Source organism: Enterobacter sp. SGAir0187, from assembly GCF_002952735.2.
Classification (GTDB): Bacteria; Pseudomonadota; Gammaproteobacteria; order Enterobacterales; family Enterobacteriaceae; genus Enterobacter; species Enterobacter quasiroggenkampii.
In genome coordinates this window covers 820560-847118 of sequence record NZ_CP025034.2, presented here as the reverse complement: position 1 = coordinate 847118, position 26559 = coordinate 820560, and the positions used below count along the sequence as shown (strand labels likewise).

Here is a 26559-nt window from a genome sequence, read left to right as displayed (position 1 = left end):
TTTAGGAGAATATTAATAATAGAATGTTGAGGATTTATTTAAGGTTATTCATTTTAAATGGAGAATTAAATAATTAACGGGGGAGGGGAAAATGGCGTGGCTTGATAATCTGCTGAATCATTTTGCGCTGTATCCGGCACATCTGTTCGCGCTGTTATTCGCAATGGCGCTGAGCAAATCGACGGTGCTGATCTCCTCCGTGCTGCCGCCCGCCTCGGTGATGCTGCTGGCGGGCATCGGCGTCAGCCAGGGGAGCATGCACCCGGCGCTGGCGTGGCTCGCCGTGGTGCTGGGGGCAACGGCAGGATCGGTGCTGAACTACCATATCGGCCAGCTGATGGGGCACACCCGGCTGGTCACGCGTTTTACCTCAAAGCATGCCGACAAGTTCTTGCGGGTACAGCATCAGCTGCAAAAGAACGGTGTCATCGTGCTGTTTACGTCGCGATTTCTGGCGGTGTTGCGTTACATCGTCCCGCTGGCGGCGGGGATGCTCAGGCTGAATGCAGCAAAGGTCTACGCCGTCAGCCTGATTTCCGCCTGCGTATGGGCGGCGCTGTATGTTGGCATCGTCACCGGCATCAGCGCCTTTTGAATTACAAACTCCCCATTCCGCCATCCACCAGCAACTCCGTGCCTACCGTGTAGCTCGACTCGTCGGAGGCGAGATAGAGCGCGGCTTTTGCCAGCTCCGCCGTCGAGCCCATTCTGCCCAGCGGCACCAGTTTGATGATCTCCGCCATCATCGCGTTAAGCGCCTCTTCGCTTAAGCCCGTTTTCGTAAAGGCCGGGGTTTCCACCGGACCGGGGCTCAGGCCGTTGACGCGGATCCCGCGCGGCAGTAGTTCCGCCGACAGCGTGCGCGCCAGCGACAGCAGGGCGGCCTTGCTCGCGGCATACACGCTGCTGGTGGGCAGTCCGATGCGCGCGCTCACGGAGCCGCAGAGGATCACCGACGACGGGTTATTCAGCAGCGGCAGCAGCGCCTGGATTAAAAAGAACGGTCCCTTCAGGTTGATGTTCATCAGACGGTCCCAGGTCTCTTCCTGCCAGGCTTCCAGCGGCGCGTGCGTCACGTCGCCGGCGTTGAGAAAGACCGCGTCCAGGCGTGGCCAGCGGGCGGCGAGGGTTGCCGCCAGCGCTTTTTGCGATGCGATATCGCCCGCATCGGTTGGGATCACCCAGGCCTTATCGCCCAGAATGCGCTCTGCTTCGGCGAGGGTGTCCGGGTTGCGTCCGGTCACGGCGACGTGCGCCCCTTCGGCGATAAATGCCTGCGCGGTGGCGAGACCGATACCGCTGGTGCCGCCGGTAATCAACGTATACTTATCGGTTAAACGACCCATGTTCTTCTCCTGAAATGTCACTGGAGAAAGCACTATAGAAACGTTAGTATCGAAAGGAAACCAGGTACCAAATGGATACTAAAGAGGCAAGAGGTGTGCTATGGCAGAAATGCTGGAAGAGTGCTGTGAAAAAAAATCTGAGGCCTATACCTGCCCGATGACGCAGTTTGTAAACCTGATTTCCGGCAAATGGGCAATCCCGATCCTCTATCGTCTTATTGTGATTAATACGCCTGTCCGCTTTGGCGACCTGCTGCGGGCGGCTGCCCCCATCACCCAGAAAGAGCTGACGAAGCAGCTGCGCCTGTTTGAACAGCGCGGGCTGGTGACGCGGACGGTCTATCCGGAGATCCCGCCGCGCGTGGAGTATCAGATTACCGGGCTGGGGTTAACCCTGCAGGATGCGCTCTCGCCGCTGGCCGCCTGGATGAGCGAGTACGGCGACCAGCTTCAGCGTTAGGCTACTGTTTTACGTAGCGCGGTGCCGGGATGCCGGTGCGCGCGCTGCTAAACAGCTCAAGGCGCGCCGCTTCGTAGCGGTCCCACAGTGCGGCATCATGCATCGGCGGGATGGTGATCGGTTCGCCCTGATCCAGACCCGCCAGCGACGCATCCACCATATCGTCGGTGGTCATTACCGATCCTTCCGGCAGATCGTCCACCGTGACGCCTGAATGGCTCCAGATCTCCGTTGCGGTGGCGGCGGGCAGTACGGCCTGAATACGCACGTTGCTGTCGGCAAATTCTTCCTGTAGCCCACGGGTAAAGCTCAATACCCACGCCTTCGTGGCGCTGTAGAGCGCGCTGCCCGCCCGGACGTGCAGCGCCAGCACGGACGCGATATTGATCAGCGTGCCGCGATTGTTCTGTGCCAGGCGCGGCAGGATGGCGTAGGTCAGACGCATCAGCGCCGTGGTGTTCAGGGTGTTAATGGCCTGATGCTGCGCCACCTCGCCCGCGAGGAACGGTGCCATCTGCGCGGTGCCCGCATTGTTAACCAGCGTATCAATGGCGGTATTGCTGCGCAGTTCGTCTTCTACCGCGCTGATCCCGGCTTCATCGGTGAGATCGGCCACCAGAATATCGACGGCCACGCCATAGCGTGCGCGCAGGTCGGCGGCGAGAGCTTTCAGGCGATCCTCGCGGCGGGCGACCAGGACCAGGTTAGCACCGCGCGCGGCAAGGCGATCGGCATAGACGGCACCGATCCCGGAAGAGGCACCCGTAATCAGGGCGGTGGTGATTTGCGTAGTCATCGTGCATTACCTCAGTCAAAGTGGGTTATTTGGTTTCAATATGAAACTGAATTAACTTTCGGCTATTTGGTTTTATAATGCAACCATATTGGCGATCATTTTGTGCTTTTGCCGTCGGGAACGGTCAGGAGGGGAGTTTGGCCACGATCTCTTCAGGCGTCAGTTCGCGGCCATCGTCGGCAATAAGCGCCAGTTTGCGCAGGGGTTTGCGCTGTTCGCTATCGACCAGCACGGTGCCGCATTCGTTTTCCGCGAACAAAAATTCATTGCCCCACTGGGACAGGGCAACCAGCACGGTTTGCAGGGCGCGTCCCTTGTCGGTCAGGACGTATTCCTGCCAGGCGCTGCCGTCGGAGGCGGGCTGAAGCCGGAGAATGCCTTCGTCTACCAGCAGCTTGAGCCGCGTGGTCAGCATGTTTTTCGCGATACCGAGGCTTTTCTGAAACTCGCCGAAGCGTTTAATCCCGCGGAGCGCGTCGCGGACGATCAGCAGCGACCACCAGTCGCCGATAATATCCAGCGAACGGGCGACGGGGCAGGTGCTCTCTTCAAGGCGGGTACGTTTCACAGCGAATTCTCCGGTGGGGTATGGTTTTATTATAAAACTAATCCGTACACACCGTAAGCACGTTAATCATCAGTTTGAGAAATGCTTCCCGGAAAATTGTGACGAATCTGTCACACTGAGCGCGACATTTTAAAACGAGTGAGGAATTAGGGATGAGAAAAGCATTACTCGCGCTGGCAGTCGCCGGTTCCATTTCAGCAACGTTTGGCGTGCAGGCGCAAGAGACGCCGGAAGGGTATCAGCTGGAGCAAGTTTTAATCATGAGTCGCCATAACCTGCGCGCACCGCTGGCTAACAACGGCAGCGTGCTGGAGCAGTCCACGCCGAAGCAGTGGCCGGAGTGGGAGGTGCCGGGCGGTCAGCTCACAACCAAAGGGGGCGTGCTGGAGGTCTATATGGGCCATTACATGCGCGAGTGGCTGGCGCAGCAGGGGATGGTGAAGACGGGTGAATGTCCACCGGCGGAGAGTGTTTATGCCTATGCTAACAGCCTGCAGCGCACCGTCGCCACCGCGCAATTCTTTATCACCGGCGCGTTCCCGGGCTGCGATGTGCCCGTGCACCATCAGGAAAAAATGGGCACCATGGATCCGACATTTAATCCGGTGATCACCGATAATTCGCCGGAATTCCGCGAAAAAGCGCTCAAGGCGATGGAGGCGGAACGGCAGAAAATGCAGCTTGGCGAAAGCTATAAGCTGCTGGAGCAGATGACGAACTACGCCGACTCGCCGTCCTGCAAAGAGAAAAAGGTCTGCTCGCTGGCGGACGCGAAAGATACCTTCAGCGCCGACTATGAAAAAGAGCCTGGCGTATCCGGGCCGCTGAAGGTGGGCAACTCGCTGGTGGATGCGTTCACGCTGCAGTATTACGAAGGCTTCCCGGCCGACCAGGTCGCCTGGGGAGAAATCAAAACCGACCAGCAGTGGCGCGTGCTGTCGAAGCTAAAGAACGGCTATCAGGACTCGCTGTTTACCTCCACCGAGGTGGCGCAAAACGTGGCGAAGCCGCTGGTGAAATATATCGATAAAACGCTGGTTACCGACCAGGCGAAAGCGCCGAAAATCACCCTGCTGGTGGGGCATGATTCGAACATTGCTTCCCTGCTCACCGCCCTCGATTTCAAACCGTATCAGCTGCACGATCAGCAGGAACGTACCCCGATCGGCGGCAAGATTGTATTCCAGCGCTGGCATGACAAAAATGCCAACCAGGAGCTGATGAAAATTGAGTATGTCTACCAGAGCTCAGAGCAGTTGCGCAACGCCAGCGTGTTGTCGCTGCAGTCTCCGGCACAGCGCGTGACGCTGGAGCTCAAGGGCTGCCCGGTGGATGCGAACGGCTTCTGTCCTGTTGATAAATTCAATGCGGTGATGAATAACGCGGCGAAGTAAGAGAGAACCCCCCGCTGCGGCGGGGGGAAACGCTTAGACATTTTTACGTTCGATGGTTTGCTCGCCCCAGAAGAGCGAGTCTTTGTCCGTTTTTTCGAAGGCGCGCACCAGCACCTCATCGTTACCTTCCTCCCAAATCTGCTCGGCCAGCTTTTCATCGTACTTCGCGACTTCAAAGATAGCTTCGGCAATCTCCGGAGAGGTGTTGCGTAAACTTGCCCATTCGCCCACGTGGTGAGCTTTGGATTCTTGAGTTGGCATGCTTGTCCTCCTGTTGGGTGTTAGCCGTTCAGTTTTTTGGCCAGACCCGCGACATATTCACCCTGATAGCGGGCGATAGACAGTTCTTCATTGCTTGGCTGACGTGAGCCATCCCCACCGGCAATGGTGGTTGCGCCGTACGGCGTACCGCCGCGCACCTGGGAAACGTCAAACAGCTCCTGCGCGCCGTAGCCAATTGGCACAATTACCATCCCGTGATGAGCAAGGGTAGTCCAGGTTGAGGTAATCGTCTGCTCCTGGCCGCCGCCGGTCCCGGTAGAGCTGAATACGCTGGCGAGTTTGCCGTAGAGCGCCCCGGATGCCCAAAGTCCGCCGGTTTGATCGAGGAAGGTACGCATCTGGCCTGACATATTGCCGAAGCGGGTCGGGGTGCCGAAGATAATGGCATCATAATCCGCCAGCTCCTGCGGGGTGGCAACCGGTGCATTTTGCGTTTTTCCCCCGGCTTTCGCGAAGGCTTCCGCCTGCATGGTTTCCGGTACGCGTTTCACCACAACCTCTACGCCATCAACCCTGTTTGCACCTTCTGCTACCGCGTGAGCCATGGTTTCAATGTGTCCATACATGGAATAATAGAGCACCAGAACTTTTGCCATTTTGCATCACTCCTCGTTGGTTTTTCTGACAGCGGATCGCTGCGTTCTTTTAAAGATATGTCATCACAGCCAGACTGCAAAAATGAACGCCATTTATTTGATTTATAACAACATGAAGAGAAAAATGCCTTTGTAGCAAAATGATACAACTTTCCCGGAGCCGATTTTTAAAATGATAAGAAAGGCTTATGGATTGCCGCCGCGTCATCTCACCCGAAAGACTGAGATCATGTTGCAGGATATTACCTTCGACTTGCCGGATAACCTCATTCCACTAAGCTTAGTTTCACGCGGCACAGATAAAGGCGTTGTCCTTGAGCCGCGAGGTGAAAGAATCCTCTTTTACTGAATGCAATATGATGTCTAATGTTTCACATTCTGGAGGTTAGAGATGGCAAACCATCGTGGTGGTTCAGGTAATTTCGCAGAAGACCGTGAAAGAGCATCAGAAGCAGGCCGTAAAGGTGGCCAGCATAGCGGAGGTAACTTCAAGAATGACCCGCAACGCGCATCTGAAGCTGGCAAGAAAGGGGGGAAAAACAGCCACGGCAGCAGTAAGTAACACGCCGGGTTGAACCCCTGCCGCCGGGATATCCCGGCGGTTTTTTTATTTCTGCAACATTGAACTGTAACCAAAGGCAACGCACACTACAGAATTGTTCTCACTTGCTGGTGTCGCATGTCTGTCTCACGCTTTAAATTCTCCGTTAAACCGCAGGAAGCCATCCTCATTCTCATCACCATGTTCTGGGGCGGGACGTTTCTGGCCGTTCAGTACGCGGTGACCCTTAGCGATCCGTTCTTTTTTGTTGGTCTGCGCTTTGCAACGGCGGCGATAGCCGTGGGGCTGATATCCCTTAACACGCTGCGGGGTCTGACGCTCAAAGAGCTTAAGGCGGGCGTGGCGATTGGGGTGGCGATCGCGATGGGCTACAGCCTGCAGACGTGGGGATTGCAGACCATCTCCAGCAGCAAATCCGCGTTTATCACCGCGATGTACGTGCCGCTGGTGCCGCTATTGCAGTGGCTGTGCCTGGGGCTGCTGCCCGGTCTGATGTCCTGTATTGGGATCGTGCTGGCGTTTATCGGTCTGATTTTGCTGGCCGGGCCGGAAAACAACCTCCTGGCGCTGGGGCCGGGCGAGATCATTACCCTGATTGGGGCGGTTGCCATTGCGGCGGAAATTATTCTGATCAGCGCCTGGGCGGGCAAGGTGGACGTTAAGCGGGTGACGGTGGTGCAGCTCGCCACGGCCTCGCTGGTGGCCTTTGCGACGATGGTTCCGGCAGGGGAGTCCGTGCCGCCGATGTCCACTGGGCTGATTGTGGTCGCACTGGGCCTGGGTTTCTTCAGCGCCATTATTCAGGTCACCATGAACTGGGCGCAGCGCAGCGTATCGCCAACCCGCGCGACGGTGATTTATACCGGTGAACCTGTCTGGGCGGGCATTTTCGGGCGACTGGCCGGGGAACGTCTGCCGCTGCTGGCCCTGGTGGGCGCGGCGTTTATTGTCGCCGGGGTGCTGGTGAGCGAGTTGAAGCTCAGAAAACGTCGGAGCCAGGTGAGCGATATGACAGCTGAAGAAGGTTTAGATTGAAAAAATAGACGGGTTTATCTACTATGTGTACGGATAATTACCGTACACGATGAAGTAAATCATGCCAGCACTTAAAAAACAGCGTATCGATCTTCGCTTAACGGACGAAGACAAAACAATGATTGAAGAAGCGGCGGCGATGACGAACCAAACGATCACCCAGTTTATGGTGAACAGTGCGTCAGAGCGCGCTGCGGAGGTCATCGAACAGCATCGCCGTCTCGTCTTAAACGAAGCATCATGGAATGCGGTGATGGATGCCATCGACAATCCGCCAGAGCCAAATGAACGCCTGAAGCGAGCGGCAAAACGTCTTCGAAACATGGAGTGAAGCGTCGTGGAAAATCTCACGGTCGAAATGTTTTCAGAGGGAAAAGATTATGATTTCAGGGATTTCGATTGTGGCGAACCCTCGCTAAATGTCTTCCTCACAGAACATCTGGTGCGTCAGCACAATGGGCGTATTTTACGAGGCTATCTGCTTAAAGAGCGCGATCGTCCGCGAGTCCAGGGCTATTACACGTTGTCTGGGAGCTGTTTTGAAAAAGCGATGCTGCCTTCTAAGACTCAGCAGCGTCGGATCCCTTATAGCAACGTACCGAGCGTAACGCTGGGACGTCTGGCGATACATAAAGACCTGCAGGGACAGGAGTGGGGAACGACGCTCGTCACGCATGCCATGCGGGTTGTCTATCTGGCATCGCAGGCGGTGGGCGTACACGGAATATTTGTTGATGCACTCAATGACCGGGCAAAACGATTTTATCTGAAGCAGGGTTTTATTCCGCTGACGGGTGAAAACAGCCATTCTCTTTTCTTTCCTACAAAATCTATCGAACGACTGTTTGAGCAGGCGTGATTGCCTGACATTAGGGTGTTCTTACGGAACGTAAAGGTCGGGTAAGGCATCGCCGTCACCCGACATTGAGATTTCACGACTCCTGACGCACCACCTCGCCCTGCGGCGCAGCAGCCATCCGGCGGCTCAGCAGGGCGTTAAGCAGGATCGCGCCGAAGGTCGCCGTGCCAATCCCGCCGATCGTAAACCCGCCCAGCGTCAGGGCAAAATCGCCCGCGCCCAGCACCAGCGTGACCGCCACCATAATCAGGTTGCCGTTCTGGCTAAGATCGACCCGGTGCTGTACCCAGATCCGCGCGCCGGCCACGGCGATCAGCCCAAACACCACGATTGAGGCTCCGCCGATCACCGGTGACGGAATGGTGTGGATCAGCGCGCCGAATTTCGGCGAGAAGCCGAGCAGCATCGCCATCACCGCCGCCGCCACGAAGACCAGCGTCGAATAAACTTTGGTCACCGCCATCACGCCGATATTCTCGGCATAGGTGGTAACGCCGCTACCGCCGACTGAGCCCGAAAGCATGGTCGCCAGCCCGTCGCCAACGAACGCGCGGCCCATGTACGGGTCCATGCTGCGTCCGGTCATTCCCGCAACCGCTTTCAGGTGACCTAAGTTCTCTGCCACCAGGATTACCGCCACCGGTGCGATAAGCATCATCGCCTGGGTGTTAAAGGTGGGCGAGGTCACCTTCGGCAGGCCAAACCAGGCGGCCTGATGCAACAGGGTAAAATCCACCGGCTTGCCCAGACCAAAAACGTTCGCCAGCAGGGCATACACCAGACAGGCAACAATCAACCCGACCAGGATCAGCAGCCGCTGGATCATGCCTCGCGTAAACACCGCCACCAGGCCGATGCACAGCACGGTCACGACGGCCATCCAGCTTTCAAACGGCGAGCCGGAGACGCTTTTCACCGCAATCGGGGCGAGGTTCAGGCCAATCGCCATCACCACGGCGCCCGTCACGACCGGGGGCATCATGCGCTCGATCCAGCGCGTACCGATTTTCATCACCACCAGACCAATCAGGGTATACACCAGACCACAGGCGATGATGCCGCCGAGGGCCACGCTCAGGTTGGGGTTGATTCCCTGGCCGTTAAATCCGGTGGTGGCGATCACCACGCCGACAAAGGCGGCGCTGGATCCCAGATAGCTGGGCACGCGCCCGCCGGTGACAAAAAAGAACAGCAGGGTGCCGATACCGGACATCAGAATCGAGAGGTTGGGATCGAGTCCCATCAGCATCGGCATCAGCACCGTGGCGCCAAACATGGCGACCGCGTGCTGGACGCCCATCACCATCGTCTGCCCGAGCGGGAGTCGTTCATCCGGCGCGACCACGCCAGCGTCTGTGGAGGTCGATTTCAACTGCCAGTGGGGAAATCCGAACATGGTCTGTCTCCTTAGAGCGCCTTAACAGGCGGGTCGCATCAGCGCGTGGTAGCCGCGGTCAAACCACACCAGCCCTTGCGGCGCCGGGTGGCGAATAATCGAAACGATATCGCAGAACAGAATGTCATGGGTGCCGACGCTCACCACCTGGCTGATGCGGCAGTCAAACGAGGCCAGCGCATCCTCCAGACGCGGGCAGCCGGTGTCGCCCGTCTGCCAGCGGGCGGCGGCAAAGCGTTCTTCCATCGGCGTTTTGCCGCCAAACAGGTTTGAGAGCGGCTCCTGTCCGGCGCTGAGGGTATTGACGCACAGCGTGCGGTTCTCGCTGAACGTCGGCCAGACGGACGCGCCGCGGTTCAGGCACACCAGCAGGGTGGGCGGTGAATCCGTGACGCTGCACACCGCGCTGGCGGTGAAGCCTGCCATCCCCGCCGGACCGTCGGTGGTGATGATATTCACCGCCGCGCCGACGCAGGCCATGGCATCGCGAAAGGTTTGTTTATCCGGTGTCGTCATCATCGCTCCTTACGCCAGCCCGCAGGCATCGTCAAAGGTCAGGCGCGGCAGGCGGCCGTAAAGTTTGCCCGTGTCGCCGTAGCCAATGTTGATCAGCAGATTGCTTTTAAGTGTCGTGCCGGTGAAAAAGGCCTCGTCGACCTTTTGGCGGTCAAAGCCCGACATCGGGCCGGTGTCCAGCCCCAGCGCGCGACAGGCGAAAATCAGGTAGGCAGCCTGCATTGAGCTGTTGCGAAAGGCGGTCTCTTCCGCCAGCGCGGGGCTTACGGTAAACCAGCTTCTGGCATCGCCGTGCGGGAACAGCTCGGGCAGGCGCTCATAAAACTCGCTATCCCAGGCCACAATCGCCGTGACCGGGGCGGTAAGCGTTTTCTCCAGGTTGCCGCTGGAGAGCGCCGGGCGCAGCTTCTCTTTTCCCTCCGCGCTTCGCACAAACACAATGCGCGCCGGGGAGCAGTTAGCGGAGGTTGGCCCCCATTTCATCAGGTCGTAGATTTCGCGCAGCGTCTCGTCGCTGACGGCAATATCCTGCCAGCCGTTATGGGTGCGGGCGCCGGTGAACAGCGTTTCCAGCGCGGTGGGATTAATGGCTTCGCTCATTACAGCTCCTTATAAAGCGGGTTCATGACTGTGCAGCAGGCTGGCCAGCCCGTTAAGCAGCAGGGTGTTAAAGGTGTCCGGCTCGGTGACGTTGCAGGCATGGCCGCCCTGACGCATCACCGCGCTGCGGCTGTGCGGGAGCGCTGCCTGCAGTTCAGACGAGCAGACAGAGGGCACCAGCATATCGTCGGCGGAACAGATGATCTGTACCGGGCAGCGGATGCGTGCGGCGTGGCGGCTGAAGTCGGCCTTTTTCAGGGCGCTGAGCCGGTGCAGCAGGTTGGCTTTTCCCTGAAAATGGGCCAGCGCCAGCGCTTCTTCGGCCTCAATGCGGGGAGCGCGGGCGGCCATCCAGTCTGCCGGATAGAGAAACAGCGGCTGCGCCTCGACCCACGCCTGCGGGCCGCCGGAATGCAGCAGGCGCTCGCGGATCTGAAAGCAGCGGCGGGTATGCGCGTTGAGGGTCAACCAGCCGTTGACGCACACCAGCGCGGTGAGGGCGTCGGGGCGGTCGAGGGCCAGCTGCAGGCCGACCAGTGCCCCCAGCGCATGGCCGACAACGCTGTAGCGCGCGATACCGGCCTCAGCCAGCGCCTGGGCCAGTTCATCCGCCATCTGTGCCAGGCTGTAGCCTTCCGGCAAGGCGTCGGGGTTAGTGCCCGTTCCACGCTGGTCATAGCACACCACCTGATACTCCGGTTCCAGCGCGGCCAACTGGGGCAACCAGTAGCTGCCGCTGCCGCCGAGACCGGCAATAAGGACCACCACGGGCGCACCCTCATACGGGGGCGGCGAGACGGAGAGTTTCATGGCTGCCTCACTTCGCGATATGCGCAACGGTGGCGATCTCAACCAGCGCGTCTGGCTTCACCAGCCCGCACTGAATGCAGAACCGGGCCGGTTTATCGCCGGGGAAGAACTCCGCGTAGATTTCATTAATCGCGGCGTAGTTTTTCCAGTCGGTGATAAAGATGCTGTTGAAGGTCACATCCTCCATCGTGCCACCCGCCGTTTCGATCACGGTTTTGATCGTCTCCAGCACGTGGCGGGTTTGCGCCTTTGGGTCGTTGATAAACACCACGTTGTTGTCTTTATCAAACGGCAGCGTGCCGGAGACATACACCACGCCGTCGGCGAGCGTGCCGGGGACAAACGGGGCGATAGGCATGCTGGTGCCCGGCGGGATGATTACGGATTTCGGCATCGTGCGTCTCCTCAGGCGATACGGGCGAGCGGGGGATTCAGGGCGTCGCAGAAATCCGCAACGTTACTGACCCAGCCAAAAAAGGTTTCGATATTGAACAGGGCCGCCTTCTGGGCGAAATCCGGCCCGGCCTGATGGGTCGCGTCTTCCAGCACCACGCCGAAATACTCGAGGAAAAAACCGTCGCGCAGGGTCGACTCCACGCAGACGTTAGTGGCAATGCCGGTGAAGACCAGGTGGCGAATGCCCCGGCTGCGCAGCAGGCTGTCGAGTGGCGTGTTGAAAAAGCCGCTGTAGCGCGGTTTCGGCAGGACGATATCGTCCGCCTGCGGAACCAGCTCATCCACCATCTGATAATCCCAGCCGCCCTTCGCCAGCAGCTTGCCCTGCAGTTCGGGCCGCTTGCGCATGGTTTTCAGGGCGTTCGACTTGTGGAAGTTCGGTGAACCTGGGCCACCGGCCTCAACGTACTGGTCATCCCAGCCGTTCTGGAACCAAATGATAAGCATGCCCGCCGCGCGCGCGGCGGCGACGGCGGTTTTGATATTCGCTATCACAGGCTGCGTAGCGGAGACGTCGAAGCCCGCCAGATCAAGATAACCACCGGGGCTGGCGTAGGCGTTTTGCATGTCCACCACGATCAGCGCGCTCTGCTGTGGCGCGAAGGTAATGGCTTCCGGGCGTGCGTTAAGGGTTGTCATTACGCTACCTCCTTCGTGACGGCAGGGATGTGGGCGCGGCACTGCATCAGCGGCTGGATGCGCTCGCCGAAGGTCTCCACGCCGGTGAGGAAGTCATCGAAGGTCAGCAGGACGCCTTCCGCACCGGGAACGGCCGCCACTTCATCGAGCATTCTGGCAACGCTGGCGTACGAGCCGACCAGCGTGCCCATGTTGATATTGACGGCGGAGGTCGGGTCGGCCATCTGACGAACGTTGGTATCCGCCCCGGAGCGGGTGTCCTTCTGGCTCTGCTCGGTGAGCCAGCTCAGGGCTTCCTCGTCGGCGCCGTCCTTATAGCGCTCCCATTTCGCGCGCGCGGCGTCGTCGGTTTCGTCGGCAATCACCATAAACAGCACGTAGGAGCCCACGTCGCGCCCGGTTTTGTCGGCGGCTTCTTTCATGCGCGCGGCGGTCGGGGCGAAGGCGGCAGGGGTGTTAACGCCTTTGCCGAAGCAGAAGTTAAAGTCGGCGTATTTCGCCGAGAACGCCATTCCCGCGTCGCTCTGCCCGGCGCAAATCACCTTCATCGGCACCGAGGGTTGCGGGCTGACGCGGCAGTCGTTCATGGTGAAGAAGTCACCCTTGAAATCGCTTTTGCCGGTACCCCACAGATCGCGCAGGACCTGCACGTACTCGGTCAGGTAGTCGTAGCGGCGCGAGAAGTAATCGTCACCCGGCCAGAGCCCCATCTGCTCGTACTCGGGTTTTTGCCAGCCGGTCACCAGGTTGACGCCAAAGCGTCCGCCGGAGATGGAGTCGATGGTGGAGGCCATGCGCGCCACAATCGCCGGGGGCAGGGTGAGGGTGGCAGCGGTGGCGTAGATCTGGATCCGCGAGGTGACCGCGGCCAGTCCGGCCATCAGGGTGAAGGACTCCAGGTTGTGATCCCAGAATTCGGTTTTGCCACCAAAGCCGCGCAGCTTGATCATCGAAAGCGCAAAGTCGAAATGGTAGTGCTCCGCTTTCTGCACGATGGCTTTATTCAGCTCAAAGGTCGGCATGTATTGCGGTGCAGTGGTCGAGATAAGCCAGCCGTTGTTGCCGATGGGTACAAATACGCCAATTTTCATCACGAACCTCTCTTCATCTCAGTGTGGGGTGAAAGTCAGACGTGGCGCTGCATCCTGCATATCCTGTTCAGCCTCGTGAAAAGGGATTTGCAAAGGGGATGCCAGTTTTTAAAATGGCTTTGTTATTAATGTGTTAATAAGGGGTTGGTGAATTGGGTGTGGTTAAAGTGGACTAAATGGTCAAAAGAAATGCACGCAAAGCAGGCAACGGTGCGCGATGGCGGTGCAGGGGCGAGGAGGGTAATGTAGCACGATCCCGGTGCGGGCCGGGATCGAAGGTTAGCGTTTATTGTGGCTTCAGGCATAAAAACGTCTTTTATTTAGTTGCTGGTTTAGCATTAACCACTGTCTCCTTACCTTTGATAGCATTATCTAATATTTTAGAGAATAGTTGTGCGTAGGTATTTTGGTCTATGGCATTTGAACCATAAGCCATGCATAGTGAGAAGCTAGACGATAATACAAACAAAGCAGATGACATTTCATCGTCCTTATTCAGAACAACCACATCAGAAGTATCTTGAGAATCACGTTTCCCAGTAATAGATACTTTTGGTACGGTGATTGTAGCTTCTGTATTACGGATCTTTTTTAATGCTTCTGCTGCTTGAGATGGTAGAGTACAAAGTACTGGTTCGAAGTGTGCTGTATCCCCCTTCCGATACAGGACATAAGATAAATTTTTCATGGGATTGGTTAAAATCAATTTACCTTGCACTCTGCAATTGCTATCTCTGTGGTGTAAAATTCCACTAGTATCCTTATAATCATCACAATTATATGAGGCTTGATTAGTGATCGCTAAAATATCAGTTTCCTTAGGTGCCTCTGTGGTGCACCCACTTAAAATTAAACTAGCCAAAACAATAGAGGGAGCAATCAATTTGTTTGAATCTGAGAGAATGCGTAAATAAAAACCAAAGTAAGTCGACATGGGTGACTCCAATCAAAAGGATAATTAAAATAACAGGCGGTCTCTATATCACATAACTATAGCCATTCAAAAAAAAGTCTTCAGTAGTACATTAGTTGTAGTTAATTAAATGGCTTCAATCTTTATTCACCATTGAGGGGCTCTGATGGCTGAACATGTTACGGAGTTAGCCAACTTTTTTATTTCATTGCATAAGCCTGGATTAGTCTCCACAACAACCGACCCATAGGTAATCGATAGATATCGCTATGGGCATCGCCACCTGTACCAAAGGAATTGAATTGTGTAATTCCGTTTGATGTATCAATGTAATCAATCATTCTTGACCCATTAATAATTTTAAGAGGGTTTGTACATTTTTCTGATGTATCACCACGGTTGCAGAGTGAAAATTTGCCATGTGTTTCTGTAGCTGATGTATCTGAGGCAGTCATACAGTGAAATGTTCCCGAGTAAACTGGTTGGGTACAAGCTTTCACATAACTTTTCTCTGCTCCTGCAGGGGCAGTCCATTTCGCAAATTTTACTGCTGAGTCGAATTTCGATGCTGTTAATACTAATTTAGTATTACCCTGCCTCATGTAATCTCTATATGGCGCTCCTTCTTCACTTAACCTAGGAAAGAACCTGTTGATACTCATGGCACCCTGCAATGACACAGCTAAATTTACAGGGCTCGAGACCGTTGTGTCATTTTTTATTAATGGACGGCTAAATAGCGCTCGAGTCATAGCGCGAGCACCGAAACTATGACCTATGGCGATGACAGGAAGTTTGATGCCTGATTCGCTCATGCTCTCAGGTATAGTTTGATTGATAATTTTATTGAGCCAGATGAGACCCAGTTCGTCCGCATCGTTTGCTTTGTTTGGGTAACTGGCAACATTATCTAGCCTGGTGGACCAATATGAAGGCCAGGTAATACCAATTACGAGCGGCCTAAAAGAAAGGTTGTTTTTTTCGGAGGACTTTATAACTCGTACTCTGGGAATTAGCATGTTGCTTGCGGGACTTGAAGGGTTTTCTTTAACATCATCCTGTTGTTCCAGAGAGGCTGTTATTATATTTCCAGTAATGTCATTAAAATTACGGATTGCGTCACTTTGAGACGTATTCCAACCCATGACGATGATCAGGATATGGCTATAAGCGCCACTTTTAAGATCATGCTTGAGATTGCTTTTAAGCGCAGTAAGCCCAACGTCACTATTTTTATAAAATGAGTATAATTTAGCGTCCTTTGCATCTTCAATAGAGCTGGAAATTTTACACGCATCCCACCCATTTATTTTTGCCAGATCGATATTTGATTCGCCTACTAATTCTTCTGATATATAGGAATTATAAACAAAACAGTAGCTGCTAGTAATATAAGGAGTGGGTGAGTTTTCATTTATGACATTAAAATTATTTTTTATGATATGAGAAATAAACATGGATTTTCTATTGCTTTTTGTGAGTGGTTTGATTTCATTTGGTCCGCCGATAATTCTTATTGGTGATTTTTCAACGCCAATGATATATCCGGGGCTGTGAAGGGCTATACCTGAAGGATAATATAACATAGAGTGAAAGCTTCGAGTGGTTGTGCCATTGAGTTCAAGTTTTTTTTCATAAGGACCCATTACCGTATCAGCATTGCTACAACTACTGACAGAAGAACAAAACATTATGATGAATATCTTTGATAATTTCATATGCTTTACCCAATCAAATGCTGTGAGTTGAAAATTTCGAATGCAATAATTCATAAATAATAGAATCTGTTTATAAAAAATACCTTAATCTCACTTAAAAATAATTCAATGTGTTAGAGAATAAATGTGATTTGTTCTCATGCCCTCCCCATTAAATAGTTTTCTAATCATAAAAGCACAGTGGTTCAAGCTCGAGTAAGTAACTTCATTAAACTTAGACCTGTTTAAAAACAACTCCAGTGATTTCCGGTTGGAAATGAAAATAACATTAAAATACTGAATTTTATTTTTATTGTGGTGTTTAATTTCATGGCATTAAACTCTTCCAGGATTTTATTGATTTTACTTTGGTAGGATAGAACGCCTTAATAATAGATTCATTCACCAAATGAATAAATGGTGTATTGAAAAAAACATCAACCTGTTTCTAAAAAAAATTTATGGTTCATGTAGTTTTAACAACCGCACCAGGCACGAAGCGGACCGTTTAAAGTACCGAGGAGTCAGCTATAAAGGACTAGCAACATTCGCACCTGACCTCGCACAACAGCTTTTCTTTTTCGATTTTGCACAGAGCCTGTACCCCAAAATGTCGAGAGAAAGCAGGGCTTTTGCTATGCTATGGCAAACCAATAAGGAGAGCGGGAATGACACAAGGCGCAGTGAAAACACCAGGTAAACGTTCGCAGGCGGTGAGCGCCAAGAAGCAGGCGATCCTCAGCGCGGCGCTGGAGACCTTTTCGCAGTTTGGCATTCACGGCACGCGCCTGGAGCAGGTGGCGGAGCAGTCCGGGGTATCCAAAACCAATCTGCTCTACTATTACCCGTCGAAAGAGGCGCTGTATGTTGCGGTGATGCAGCAGATCCTCGATATCTGGCTGGCGCCGTTGAAAGCGTTCCGCGAAGAGCTGGCCCCGCTGGTGGCGATCAAAGAGTACATACGCCTGAAGCTGGAGGTGTCGCGCGATTACCCGCAGGCATCACGGCTGTTCTGCCTTGAGATGCTGCAGGGGGCGCCGCTGTTGCAGGCGGAGCTGACCGGAGATTTGAAACAGCTGGTGGACGATAAGTCGGCCATTATAGCCGGATGGGTGGCCAGCGGAAAACTGGCTCCGGTCGATCCGCATCATCTGATCTTTATGATTTGGGCCTCCACCCAGCATTACGCTGACTTTGCGGCCCAGGTCGAGGCGGTGACCGGAAAAACGCTCCAGGACGAAGCGTTTTTCCACAGCACCCTGGAAAACGTGCAGCGGATGATTATCGAAGGGATCCGCTTGCGCTAGTTCCCCGGTGGGAGAGGGCAGCTTAAGTCGCCCTCTTCACACTGCATCAGCGAGGCCAGAAACGCTTCGCGCTCAACGGTTTTTTCCGCCAGGCACTGGTTAATAATCATTGGCTGGACGCTTCCGCCTTCCGTCCCCGAACCGATAAACGCACAGTCCGCGTCGCGCAGGGCAATCCAGGCCTGCTGCGCCTTTTTCAGCAGCTCGCGCTGGGGAGCTTCCGCACGCTTGACGGCGGCCTGATAGGTCTGGTTGAGTTTTTTATCGGCAGCCTGGTACTGCTGCGCGCTACAGGTATTCAGTTCAAGCTGAGTGGTCGCTTTGTCGCACTCGTCAGCCAGCGCGCTGGCGCTCAGCAGCAGTGCTGCGCCTGCGATTAGAAATCGTTTCATACACTCCCCAATTAAATAAGGCTCCGTCTCCGGAGCCTTATTAGCACAGCGTTAGCCTATTGTCATCAGGCTGGCGTTACCGCCCGCTGCCGCGGTGTTGACGCTGAGGGAACGCTCCACGTACAGACGCTCCAGCAGCAGGTTGGTTTCCCCGCGCGCGAAGCCCTGCACCGAAACAATTGCCCCGCTGCGGGCCGCAACCTGCTCGCACAGTTCGCGCAGCTGGTCAGAATCACCGTGATAAATCACGGCATCAAACGGCTGCGTCAGCAGCGCATCGGCTTTCGCGAAGTGGATACGGGCCGAGACCGCTTTCGGCAGCTGTTTGGCCAGGTCACGATGCAGCGCATCGTCCGGCCACAGCACTTCACACCCGGTGGCCATCGCGGCGGCCAGCTGTACCAGCGCGTCCTGCTCGTTATCCGCCACGCACAGAACGCGCTCGCGCGGCATCAGCGTCCAGGTATTGCGCTCGCCGGTCGGCCCCGGCAGCAGACGCTGCGTACCGGCCTGTGCCAGCTCGCCGTACTGCTGCGCCACGGCACGCAGTTCAGGACGTTTTTCCGTCCAGGCGATCAGCGCTTCCAGCGGCTGGGTCAGCACGGTTTTCAGCTGTGCATCCACCGGATACTCCGCATCCTGACGCGCCAGGGTGACGCCCAGGGCGTTCTCCGGACGGTTCGCCAGCAGACGGTACAGGTAGAGCGGACCACCCGCTTTCGGACCGGTGCCGGAGAGACCTTCACCGCCGAACGGCTGCACGCCCACGACCGCGCCAACCATGTTGCGGTTAACGTACAGGTTGCCCACTTTGGCGCTGCCGGTCACCTGCGCGATGGTCTCGTCGATACGGGTATGCACGCCGAGCGTCAGGCCATAGCCGGAGGCGTTGATCTGCTCAACCAGCTCGTTGAGGTTGTTACGGTTGTAGCGCACCACGTGCAGCACCGGACCGAAGACCTCTTTTTTCAGCTCGTCAAAGCTTGCCAGCTCGATAAGCGTAGGCGGCACAAAGGTGCCGGAACGCCACTCGCGGGCGTCTTCGCTGTTGTCTCGCACCGCCTGGAACACCGGACGGCCTTTCGCGCGCATGGCCTGAATGTGGTTTTCAATATTGGCTTTGGCTTCCGCGTCGATCACCGGCCCGATGTCGGTGGTGAGACGGCCCGGGTTGCCCATGCGACATTCGGCCATCGCGCCGCGCAGCATTTTCAGCGTGTGGTCTGCCACGTCATCCTGCAGGCACAGCACGCGCAGGGCGGAGCAGCGCTGACCGGCGCTGTCGAAGGCGGAGGCCAGCACGTCAACCACCACCTGCTCGGTGAGGGCGGAGGAGTCAACGATCATGGCGTTCATGCCGCCGGTTTCCGCGATAAGCGGAGTAGGACGACCCTGCGCATCCAGACGGGTGGCAATATTGCGCTGCAGCAGCGAGGCCACTTCGGTCGAACCGGTAAACATCACGCCGCGCACGCGGTTATCGGAGGTCAGTTTGGCGCCGACGGTTTCACCGCGGCCCGGCAGCAGCTGGACCACGCCCGCCGGTACGCCTGCTTCCAGAAGAATGTTGATGCCCTGCGCGGCAATCAGCGGGGTCTGCTCTGCCGGTTTTGCCAGCACGCTGTTGCCAGCGGCCAGGGCGGCGGCAATCTGGCCGGTGAAGATCGCCAGCGGGAAGTTCCACGGGCTGATACAGACGACCGGGCCGAGCGGACGGTGGGTTTCGTTGTCGAAATCATCACGCACCTGACCGGCGTAGTAGTGCAGGAAGTCGACCGCCTCGCGCACTTCGGCGATGGCGTTGCTGAAGGTTTTACCCGCTTCGCGCACCAGAATGCCGATAAGCTGCTGCATCTGATCTTCCATCAGCACCGCCGCGCGCTCCAGGATGGCGGCACGTTCCTGCGGCGGGGTGGCGAACCAGATAGGGGCGTTATTCACCGCGCTGTCCAGCGCCTGATCCACTTCCGCATCGGTGGCTTCACGCACGTAGCCGACGATATCTTTTGGCTCAGCCGGGTTGATGACCGGCTGCATGTCGCCGTCAGCAACGGGCTGCTCCAGCATCGGTTTGGCCTGCCACTTCTGCAGCGCGCTGTTAAGCAGGGCAGAGGAGAGGGATGCCAGACGGTGTTCGTTGGCGAGATCCAGCCCCGCCGAGTTGACGCGGCCCTTGCCGTACAGCTCGCGCGGCAGGGCAATCTTCGGATGCGGCAGGCCAATCTGGCCTTCCTGCGCCGCCATCTTCTCAACGGCATGCACCGGATCGGCAACCAGCTCGTCCAGCGGCAGGGTGGTGTCGGCGATGCGGTTAACGAAGGAGGTATTCGCCCCGTTTTCCAGCAGGCGACGCACCAGATATGCCAGCAGGGTTTCGTGGGTGCCTACCGGGGCATAGATACGGCACGGGCGGTTCAGCTTGCCGTCCGCCACTTTACCGGTCACCTGCTCGTACAGCGGTTCACCCATGCCGTGCAGGCACTGGAATTCGTACTGGCCCGGGTAGTAGTTCTGCCCGGCCAGGCTGTAAATGGCCGCAAGGGTGTGGGCGTTGTGGGTGGCGAACTGCGGATAGATCAGGTTCGGCACGCCAAGCAGCTTTTTCGCGCAGGCGAGGTAAGAGACGTCGGTGTAGACCTTGCGGGTATAGACCGGATAGCCTTCGAGCCCTTCCATCTGGGCGCGTTTGATTTCGCTGTCCCAGTAGGCGCCTTTCACCAGACGGATCATCAGGCGACGGCGGCTGCGGCTGGCCAGGTCAATCAGATAATCAATGACGAACGGGCAGCGTTTCTGGTAGGCCTGGATAACGAAACCAATCCCGTTCCAGCCCGCCAGCTCCGGCTCGAAGCACAGTTTTTCCAGCAGATCGAGGGAGATCTCCAGACGGTCGGCCTCTTCGGCGTCGATGTTGATGCCGATATCATACTGGCGCGCCAGCAGGGTCAGGGACTTCAGGCGCGGGTAGAGCTCTTCCATTACCCGATCGTACTGCGCGCGGCTGTAGCGCGGGTGCAGGGCGGAGAGCTTAATCGAGATGCCCGGGCCTTCGTAAATACCGCGACCGTTGGACGCTTTACCGATGGCGTGGATCGCCTGCTGGTAAGAGACCATGTAGGCCTGCGCGTCGGCGGCGGTCAGCGCCGCTTCGCCCAGCATGTCGTAGGAGTAGCGGAAACCTTTATCTTCCAGCTTGCGGGCGTTCGCCAGCGCTTCGGCAATGGTTTCTCCGGTCACAAACTGTTCGCCCATCAGACGCATCGCCATATCCACACCTTTGCGGATCAGCGGCTCGCCGCTCTTGCCGATGATGCGGTTCAGGGAGCGGGAGAGGTTGGCTTCGTTGTGGGTCGAGACCAGCTTGCCGGTAAACAGCAGACCCCAGGTCGCGGCGTTGACGAACAGCGACGGGCTGCGGCCAATGTGCGAATGCCAGTTGCCGTTGCTGATCTTGTCGCGGATCAGCGCGTCGCGGGTGGCTTTATCCGGAATACGCAGCAGCGCTTCCGCCAGGCACATCAGCGCCACGCCTTCCTGTGAAGAGAGGGAAAATTCCTGCAGCAGACCCTGAACCATCCCGGCGCGGCCGGTGGCGGTTTTCTGGTTGCGCAGCTTGTCGGCTAACTGATACGCCAGGCTGTGCGCCTGTGCGGCAATAGCTTCCGGCAGTCGAGCCTGCTCCAGCAGCATCGGCACGGCGTCGGTTTCGGCACGGCGGTAGGCGCCGGTAATGGCGGCACGGCTGACGGACTGCGGCAGGATCTGCTCGGCGAATTCCAGGAATGGCTGATGGCTCTCGTCACCAGCGGCCGGCGCTTCCTCGCTTTCATTGGCGGCGCCGGCGAGCAGGGCAGGCAGCTCCGGCAGGCCCTCGTCGCTCTCGAGTCTTTCGAGATAGTTAAAAATCGCCTGCTTAATTAACCAGTGCGGCGTGCGGTCAATGCGGGTTGCTGCGGTCTTAATCCGTTCGCGGGTTGCGTCATCCAGCTTAACCCCCATGGTGGTCATACCCATGCCAAAGCTCCTGTTGTGCTTTCATCGTGTTTGGTCGTTAGCGTGAAATATCCACCATGTTGCAACTTTGTGCAACCGTGTTAAATGTGACCTGGTTTGCAACCCAGGAAATGAATGAATTGTTAACGGATGGTTAGCTGGAAAAACGTGCTGCCTTTGTCCCGGGAAGCCTGTTTTTATGCGGGAGTTAACACTTTTAAAAGGTGCAACCCGTAAAAGCGTGAGCGAGTGCAACCTATAGGAAACTCGTATCAAACCGGGGATGAAATTGATGTAAATGCAGTGTTAAATCGTTTGTCAGCGGAGGGCGCATACGGCAGGATAGCGCGCCTCACCGAAACACAAGATACCGTCACCTCGTTCCGGTGATCATATAACAAGGCAACCCGGACGGTTGTCGCTCGACACTTTTGGAGAATTTGAATGGCAATTAGCACACCGATGCTGGTGACATTTCTCGTTTATATTTTTGGCATGATCCTGATAGGGTTTTTGGCGTGGCGATCAACGAAAAACTTTGACGACTACATCCTGGGCGGACGCAGTTTAGGCCCGATGGTGACTGCACTCTCTGCGGGCGCATCCGACATGAGCGGCTGGCTGCTGATGGGTCTGCCCGGTGCGATTTTTATCTCTGGTATCTCGGAAAGCTGGATCGCCATCGGTCTGACCGTCGGCGCGTGGATCAACTGGAAGCTGGTGGCAGGCCGTCTGCGCGTGCATACTGAGGCGAACAATAACGCCCTGACGCTGCCGGATTACTTCACCGGACGCTTTGAAGATAACAGCCGCATTCTGCGCATTATCTCTGCCGTGGTTATCCTCCTGTTCTTTACCATCTACTGTGCCTCCGGCATCGTGGCGGGCGCTCGCCTGTTCGAAAGCACCTTCGGCATGAGCTACGAAACCGCCCTGTGGGCCGGTGCGGCGGCGACCATCCTTTATACCTTCGTGGGCGGGTTCCTGGCGGTAAGCTGGACCGACACCGTGCAGGCGAGCCTGATGATCTTTGCCCTGATCCTGACCCCGGTGATTGTGATTTTCACCGTTGGCGGCTTTGGCGAATCGCTGGAAGTGATCAAGCAGAAGAGCATTGAAAACGTCGACATGCTGAAAGGGCTGAACTTTGTCGCCATCGTCTCCCTGATGGGCTGGGGTCTGGGCTACTTCGGACAGCCGCACATTCTGGCGCGCTTTATGGCGGCAGATTCTCATCACACCATCGTGCATGCCCGTCGTATCAGCATGACGTGGATGATTCTGTGTCTGGCGGGCGCGTGTGCGGTCGGCTTCTTCGGGATCGCCTACTTTAATAACAACCCGGCGCAGGCGGGCGCGGTGAACCAGAACGCCGAGCGCGTGTTCATCGAACTGGCGCAGATTCTGTTTAACCCGTGGATTGCCGGTATTCTGCTCTCCGCGATCCTGGCCGCGGTGATGTCCACCCTGAGCTGTCAGCTGCTGGTCTGCTCCAGCGCCATCACCGAAGACCTCTACAAGGCCTTCCTGCGCAAGGGCGCGAGCCAGAAAGAGCTGGTATGGGTAGGGCGCTTTATGGTGCTGCTGGTGGCGCTGATTGCGATTGCGCTGGCGGCCAACCCGGAAAACCGCGTGCTGGGTCTCGTGAGCTACGCGTGGGCGGGCTTCGGTGCGGCGTTTGGTCCGGTAGTCCTGTTCTCCGTCATGTGGTCCCGTATGACCCGTAACGGCGCGCTGGCGGGGATGATTATCGGTGCGTTGACCGTTATCGTCTGGAAACAGTTCGCCTGGCTGGGCCTGTACGAAATCATCCCGGGCTTCATCTTCGGCAGCATCGGTATCGTGGTCTTCAGCCTGCTGGGTAAAGCGCCGTCTGCCTCCATGCAGAAACGCTTTGCGGAAGCCGACGCGCACTACCACTCCGCGCCGCCGTCTAAGCTGCAGCCAGAATAATTTTCTCACGCAGTACCGTAGGCCGGGTAAGCGCACCCGGCTTTTTTCTTGCCAAAGTCTGTCTTTTCCTGTGATATCCCTGTGCTTATAACAATGAGGATAGCGAAGCATGACAATCAAAACAGGGTTAATGGCGGCGGCATTATTGATGCTGGCGGGCTGCAACGCGCCATCGCAACACGCGGCGGTGGAAACCTGCAAAGCGGATAACCAGATGCAGCAAACCACGCTCTATTTCGGCTTAAACCGTCCTGCCGGGGCGCAGATTACCCCCAACGAGTGGCAGCAGTTTGTTGACCAGGACGTGACGCCGCGCTTTCGCGATGGCTTAACGGTATTTGATGCCCGCGGGCAGTGGCTGGGGAACGACGGAAAAGTGGCGCGTGAACCGAGCAAGGCGCTGATGCTGATCCACGGTAAAGATGCGCAGAGTGAGAAGAACATCGAAGCGTTACGCGGGATTTATAAGTCACGCTTCGCGCAGGAGTCGGTGATGCGTGTCGATCAGCCGGTGTGCGTACAGTTTTAATGAAAACGGCGGGAATTCCCGCCGTTGTTGTTTTGTAGGCCGGGATCGCCGCGCGCCACCCGGCGTTGCATCAGAGCACCAATCCCGCAAAGCTCGCCGACAGCAGGCTCACCAGCGTCGCGCCGTACACCAGACGCAGACCAAACCGCGATACCACGTTCCCCTGCTGCTCGTTCAGGCCCTTGATTGCGCCTGCGACAATACCGATGGAGGCGAAGTTAGCAAACGACACCAGGAACACGGATAAAATCCCCAGTCCGCGCGGTGACATCTGATGCGCAATTTTTTGCAGCTCAATCATTGCCACAAATTCATTCGCTACCAGTTTGGTTGCCATAATACTGCCGGCATTTAAGGCATCACTCAGCGGAATACCCACCAGCCACGCCAGCGGATAAAACACATAGCCCAGGATCTGCTGGAAGCTCATGCCAAATATGCCGGAGAAAAGGGCGTTGATGGCGCTAATAAGGGCAATGAAGCCAATCAGCATCGCCAGAATAATCATCGCCACTTTAAAACCAGCCAGAATATACTCGCCCAGCATTTCGAAGAAGCTCTGGGATTCGTGCAGTTTTTCGAGCTTAATATCCGGCTCCGCTTCCGGGCGCACCGGGTTGATGACGGAGAGAATAATGAAGGTGCTGAACATGTTGAGAACGAGCGCCGCTACCACAAATTTAGCGTCGAGCATGGTCATATAGGCACCGACAATCGACAGGGAGACGGTCGACATGGCCGTGGCCGACATGGTGAACAGACGACGTGACGAGAGATCGCCCAGTACGCCCTTGTAGGCAATGAAGTTTTCAGACTGTCCGAGGATCAGCGAGCTTACCGCGTTAAAGGATTCCAGCTTGCCCATACCGTTCAGTTTCGACAGCAGTGTCCCGATCACCCGAATAAAAATCGGCAGAATGCGCCAGTGCTGAAGAATACCAATCAGTGCGGAAATAAAGATAATCGGGCACAGTACGCCGAGGAAAATGAACGCCAGTCCTTTTTCACCCATTCCGCCAAAGACGAAATTGGTCCCTTCGCTGGCAAATTTCAGCAGCGATTCAAAGAAACCGGAGACGTATTTAATCAGGAATAACCCGCTTTCGGCATGCAGGAAAAAGAATGCCAGTGCGATTTCAATAACAATCAGCTGTAAAACATAACGAACCCGAATTTTCCGGCGGTCAAAACTCGTAAGCCAGGCGAGCGCAAGAATAATCACCAGCGCCAGCAGGAAATGGACAATCTTAAACATGGTTTATTTTCAGTTAGGTTGTGAGGCGGATATTTAGCCACAGCCCTGAATCAGCGTAAATGGGCATTTTCGTTATAACTTATAAACCTGACCGTTACGTACGTCACTATTATCAGGCTTTGCGTTTACAACTCGTCATCAAAACACCGCACATTTCGCTTGTTTTTCTTTTCGTCGTAATGATAATCACTATCACAAGAATTTACCTTTCTTTGCATCAGTTGACCGCGATAAACATTTAAGGTGTCGGCATGTTTGTTCCATTTCTCATTATGTTACGTGAAGGGCTCGAAGCCGCCCTTATCGTGAGCCTCATCGCCAGTTATCTGAAGCGAACCCAGCGCGGGCGCTGGATTGGCGTCATGTGGATCGGGGTCTTCCTTGCCGCGGCGCTCTGCCTGGGTCTGGGGATCCTCATCAACGAAACCACCGGCGAGTTTCCGCAGAAAGAGCAGGAGCTGTTTGAAGGTATCGTTGCCGTAATTGCGGTGGTGATCCTCACCTGGATGGTGTTCTGGATGCGTAAAGTCTCCCGTAACGTGAAGGTGCAGCTGGAGCAGGCGGTGGATAACGCGCTGCAGAAGGGGAACAACCACGGCTGGGCGCTCATCATGATGGTCTTTTTCGCCGTGGCGCGTGAAGGGCTGGAGTCTGTTTTCTTCCTGCTGGCGGCGTTTCAGCAGGATGTGGGGATCTGGCCGCCGCTGGGGGCCGTGTTGGGCCTCGCCACGGCTGTGGTGCTCGGTTTCCTGCTCTACTGGGGCGGTATTCGCCTGAACCTGGGCGCCTTCTTCAAGTGGACCAGCCTGTTTATTCTGATGGTAGCCGCGGGTCTGGCGGCAGGGGCGATTCGCGCCTTCCATGAAGCGGGCCTGTGGAACCATTTCCAGGACGTGGCGTTTGACCTCAGCAACGTTCTCTCCACGCACTCTCTGACCGGCACCCTGCTCGAAGGTATCTTCGGCTATCAGGAAACGCCGAGCGTCAGCGAAGTGGCGATGTACTTCATTTATCTGGTTCCGGCGCTGGTGCTGTTCGCAATGCCGCCGCGTACCGGCACGCAGGCGTCGCGCGTTGCGCCGTAATTTTTGATTTAGTGACAACATACTTTTAA

General features: G+C 56.1%; 28 protein-coding genes. 11 read left to right on the top strand and 17 right to left on the bottom strand.

Annotation, left to right across the window (positions count from 1 at the left end; genetic code table 11):
• Positions 1 to 91 precede the first annotated feature (91 nt).
• On the top strand, positions 92 to 595 hold the full coding sequence (locus CWR52_RS04170; RefSeq protein ID WP_104948913.1) for a DedA family protein: 504 nt from the start codon (positions 92 to 94) through the stop codon (positions 593 to 595).
• Between the two features lies 1 nt (position 596).
• Here CWR52_RS04170 and CWR52_RS04165 read toward each other — a convergent pair whose 3' ends face one another.
• Positions 597 to 1346 (bottom strand): SDR family oxidoreductase, encoded by a 750-nt coding sequence (locus CWR52_RS04165; protein ID WP_104948912.1) that lies wholly within the window; start codon positions 1344 to 1346, stop codon positions 597 to 599.
• A 100-nt stretch (positions 1347 to 1446) separates the two neighbouring features.
• Between CWR52_RS04165 and CWR52_RS04160 the strand changes: the two genes are divergently transcribed.
• Positions 1447 to 1806 (top strand): winged helix-turn-helix transcriptional regulator, encoded by a 360-nt coding sequence (locus tag CWR52_RS04160; RefSeq protein ID WP_063621345.1) that lies wholly within the window; start codon positions 1447 to 1449, stop codon positions 1804 to 1806.
• A 1-nt stretch (position 1807) separates the two neighbouring features.
• Here the strand turns inward: CWR52_RS04160 and CWR52_RS04155 are convergent, their stop codons facing one another.
• Entirely contained in the window at positions 1808 to 2602 is a 795-nt protein-coding gene (locus tag CWR52_RS04155) for an SDR family NAD(P)-dependent oxidoreductase (RefSeq protein ID WP_104948911.1), read from the bottom strand.
• Between the two features lie 124 nt (positions 2603 to 2726).
• Positions 2727 to 3170, bottom strand: coding sequence for a winged helix-turn-helix transcriptional regulator (locus CWR52_RS04150; protein ID WP_045908316.1), 444 nt, complete (start codon positions 3168 to 3170; stop codon positions 2727 to 2729).
• A 152-nt stretch (positions 3171 to 3322) separates the two neighbouring features.
• Here CWR52_RS04150 and agp point away from each other — a divergent pair, with 152 nt between their 5' ends.
• Positions 3323 to 4564, top strand: a complete 1242-nt coding sequence (gene agp, locus CWR52_RS04145; protein WP_104948910.1) for a bifunctional glucose-1-phosphatase/inositol phosphatase — start codon at positions 3323 to 3325, stop codon at positions 4562 to 4564.
• 33 nt (positions 4565 to 4597) lie between these two features.
• Here the strand turns inward: agp and CWR52_RS04140 are convergent, their stop codons facing one another.
• Positions 4598 to 4825, bottom strand: coding sequence for a YccJ family protein (locus tag CWR52_RS04140; protein WP_008499832.1), 228 nt, complete (start codon positions 4823 to 4825; stop codon positions 4598 to 4600).
• Positions 4826 to 4845: 20 nt separating this feature from the next.
• The gene (gene wrbA / locus CWR52_RS04135) at positions 4846 to 5442 is read right to left on the bottom strand and encodes an NAD(P)H:quinone oxidoreductase (RefSeq protein WP_006809323.1); all 597 of its coding nucleotides are present in this window, start codon (positions 5440 to 5442) and stop codon (positions 4846 to 4848) included.
• Positions 5443 to 5833: 391 nt separating this feature from the next.
• Here wrbA and CWR52_RS04130 point away from each other — a divergent pair, with 391 nt between their 5' ends.
• From CWR52_RS04130 to CWR52_RS04115, 4 genes are all read left to right on the top strand, one after another.
• Entirely contained in the window at positions 5834 to 6004 is a 171-nt protein-coding gene (locus CWR52_RS04130) for a general stress protein (protein WP_023311077.1), read from the top strand.
• Positions 6005 to 6121: 117 nt separating this feature from the next.
• Positions 6122 to 7039 carry a DMT family transporter gene (locus tag CWR52_RS04125; RefSeq protein WP_104948909.1) on the top strand — a complete coding sequence of 306 codons (918 nt, stop codon included), beginning with the start codon at positions 6122 to 6124 and terminating at the stop codon, positions 7037 to 7039.
• 61 nt (positions 7040 to 7100) lie between these two features.
• Positions 7101 to 7370, top strand: coding sequence for a DUF1778 domain-containing protein (locus CWR52_RS04120; RefSeq protein ID WP_008499829.1), 270 nt, complete (start codon positions 7101 to 7103; stop codon positions 7368 to 7370).
• Positions 7371 to 7376: 6 nt separating this feature from the next.
• Positions 7377 to 7898, top strand: coding sequence for a GNAT family N-acetyltransferase (locus tag CWR52_RS04115; RefSeq protein ID WP_104948908.1), 522 nt, complete (start codon positions 7377 to 7379; stop codon positions 7896 to 7898).
• Between the two features lie 73 nt (positions 7899 to 7971).
• On the opposite strand, the gene rutG is transcribed toward CWR52_RS04115, so the two are convergent.
• The 9 genes from rutG to CWR52_RS04070 form a co-directional block, all read right to left on the bottom strand.
• Entirely contained in the window at positions 7972 to 9294 is a 1323-nt protein-coding gene (gene rutG, locus CWR52_RS04110) for a pyrimidine utilization transport protein G (protein WP_104948907.1), read from the bottom strand.
• A 21-nt stretch (positions 9295 to 9315) separates the two neighbouring features.
• Positions 9316 to 9810 (bottom strand): NADH-dependent FMN reductase RutF, encoded by a 495-nt coding sequence (rutF, locus tag CWR52_RS04105; protein WP_023327078.1) that lies wholly within the window; start codon positions 9808 to 9810, stop codon positions 9316 to 9318.
• 9 nt (positions 9811 to 9819) lie between these two features.
• A complete protein-coding gene (locus tag CWR52_RS04100; protein WP_104948906.1) occupies positions 9820 to 10410 on the bottom strand; it encodes a malonic semialdehyde reductase in 591 nt (196 codons plus the stop codon).
• Between the two features lie 9 nt (positions 10411 to 10419).
• A complete protein-coding gene (gene rutD, locus CWR52_RS04095; RefSeq protein ID WP_104948905.1) occupies positions 10420 to 11220 on the bottom strand; it encodes a pyrimidine utilization protein D in 801 nt (266 codons plus the stop codon).
• A gap of 7 nt (positions 11221 to 11227) precedes the next feature.
• Positions 11228 to 11614, bottom strand: coding sequence for a pyrimidine utilization protein C (gene rutC, locus CWR52_RS04090; RefSeq protein WP_104948904.1), 387 nt, complete (start codon positions 11612 to 11614; stop codon positions 11228 to 11230).
• 11 nt (positions 11615 to 11625) lie between these two features.
• Complete coding sequence (rutB, locus tag CWR52_RS04085) at positions 11626 to 12315, bottom strand: pyrimidine utilization protein B (protein ID WP_104948903.1); 690 nt, start codon at positions 12313 to 12315, stop codon at positions 11626 to 11628.
• The gene (gene rutA, locus CWR52_RS04080) at positions 12315 to 13406 is read right to left on the bottom strand and encodes a pyrimidine utilization protein A (RefSeq protein ID WP_025755879.1); all 1092 of its coding nucleotides are present in this window, start codon (positions 13404 to 13406) and stop codon (positions 12315 to 12317) included. Before rutA ends, rutB begins: the two co-directional genes overlap by 1 nt.
• A 316-nt stretch (positions 13407 to 13722) precedes the next feature.
• On the bottom strand, positions 13723 to 14340 hold the full coding sequence (locus CWR52_RS04075) for a hypothetical protein (protein ID WP_129546949.1): 618 nt from the start codon (positions 14338 to 14340) through the stop codon (positions 13723 to 13725).
• Between the two features lie 179 nt (positions 14341 to 14519).
• On the bottom strand, positions 14520 to 16037 hold the full coding sequence (locus CWR52_RS04070; protein WP_252152182.1) for an alpha/beta hydrolase: 1518 nt from the start codon (positions 16035 to 16037) through the stop codon (positions 14520 to 14522).
• Positions 16038 to 16684: 647 nt separating this feature from the next.
• Here CWR52_RS04070 and rutR point away from each other — a divergent pair.
• Entirely contained in the window at positions 16685 to 17323 is a 639-nt protein-coding gene (rutR, locus tag CWR52_RS04065) for an HTH-type transcriptional regulator RutR (protein WP_008499819.1), read from the top strand.
• Here the strand turns inward: rutR and CWR52_RS04060 are convergent.
• Both CWR52_RS04060 and putA read right to left on the bottom strand, forming a co-directional pair.
• The gene (locus CWR52_RS04060; RefSeq protein ID WP_104948901.1) at positions 17320 to 17715 is read right to left on the bottom strand and encodes a lysozyme inhibitor LprI family protein; all 396 of its coding nucleotides are present in this window, start codon (positions 17713 to 17715) and stop codon (positions 17320 to 17322) included. The genes rutR and CWR52_RS04060 overlap by 4 nt on opposite strands.
• A gap of 51 nt (positions 17716 to 17766) precedes the next feature.
• Entirely contained in the window at positions 17767 to 21729 is a 3963-nt protein-coding gene (putA, locus tag CWR52_RS04055) for a trifunctional transcriptional regulator/proline dehydrogenase/L-glutamate gamma-semialdehyde dehydrogenase (protein WP_104948900.1), read from the bottom strand.
• 423 nt (positions 21730 to 22152) lie between these two features.
• On the opposite strand from putA, the gene putP reads away from it, so the two are divergent.
• Together putP and CWR52_RS04045 are read left to right on the top strand one after the other, a co-directional pair.
• Positions 22153 to 23661: a sodium/proline symporter PutP gene (putP, locus tag CWR52_RS04050; protein ID WP_104948899.1), complete on the top strand. Its 1509-nt coding sequence runs from the start codon at positions 22153 to 22155 to the stop codon at positions 23659 to 23661.
• Between the two features lie 109 nt (positions 23662 to 23770).
• Entirely contained in the window at positions 23771 to 24190 is a 420-nt protein-coding gene (locus CWR52_RS04045; RefSeq protein ID WP_045908303.1) for a DUF3574 domain-containing protein, read from the top strand.
• 70 nt (positions 24191 to 24260) lie between these two features.
• Here the strand turns inward: CWR52_RS04045 and CWR52_RS04040 are convergent, their stop codons facing one another.
• Positions 24261 to 25445, bottom strand: a complete 1185-nt coding sequence (locus CWR52_RS04040) for a NupC/NupG family nucleoside CNT transporter (RefSeq protein ID WP_104948898.1) — start codon at positions 25443 to 25445, stop codon at positions 24261 to 24263.
• A gap of 251 nt (positions 25446 to 25696) precedes the next feature.
• Here CWR52_RS04040 and efeU point away from each other — a divergent pair, with 251 nt between their 5' ends.
• Positions 25697 to 26530, top strand: a complete 834-nt coding sequence (gene efeU / locus CWR52_RS04030) for an iron uptake transporter permease EfeU (protein WP_104948897.1) — start codon at positions 25697 to 25699, stop codon at positions 26528 to 26530.
• The last annotated feature ends 29 nt before the right edge of the window (positions 26531 to 26559 follow it).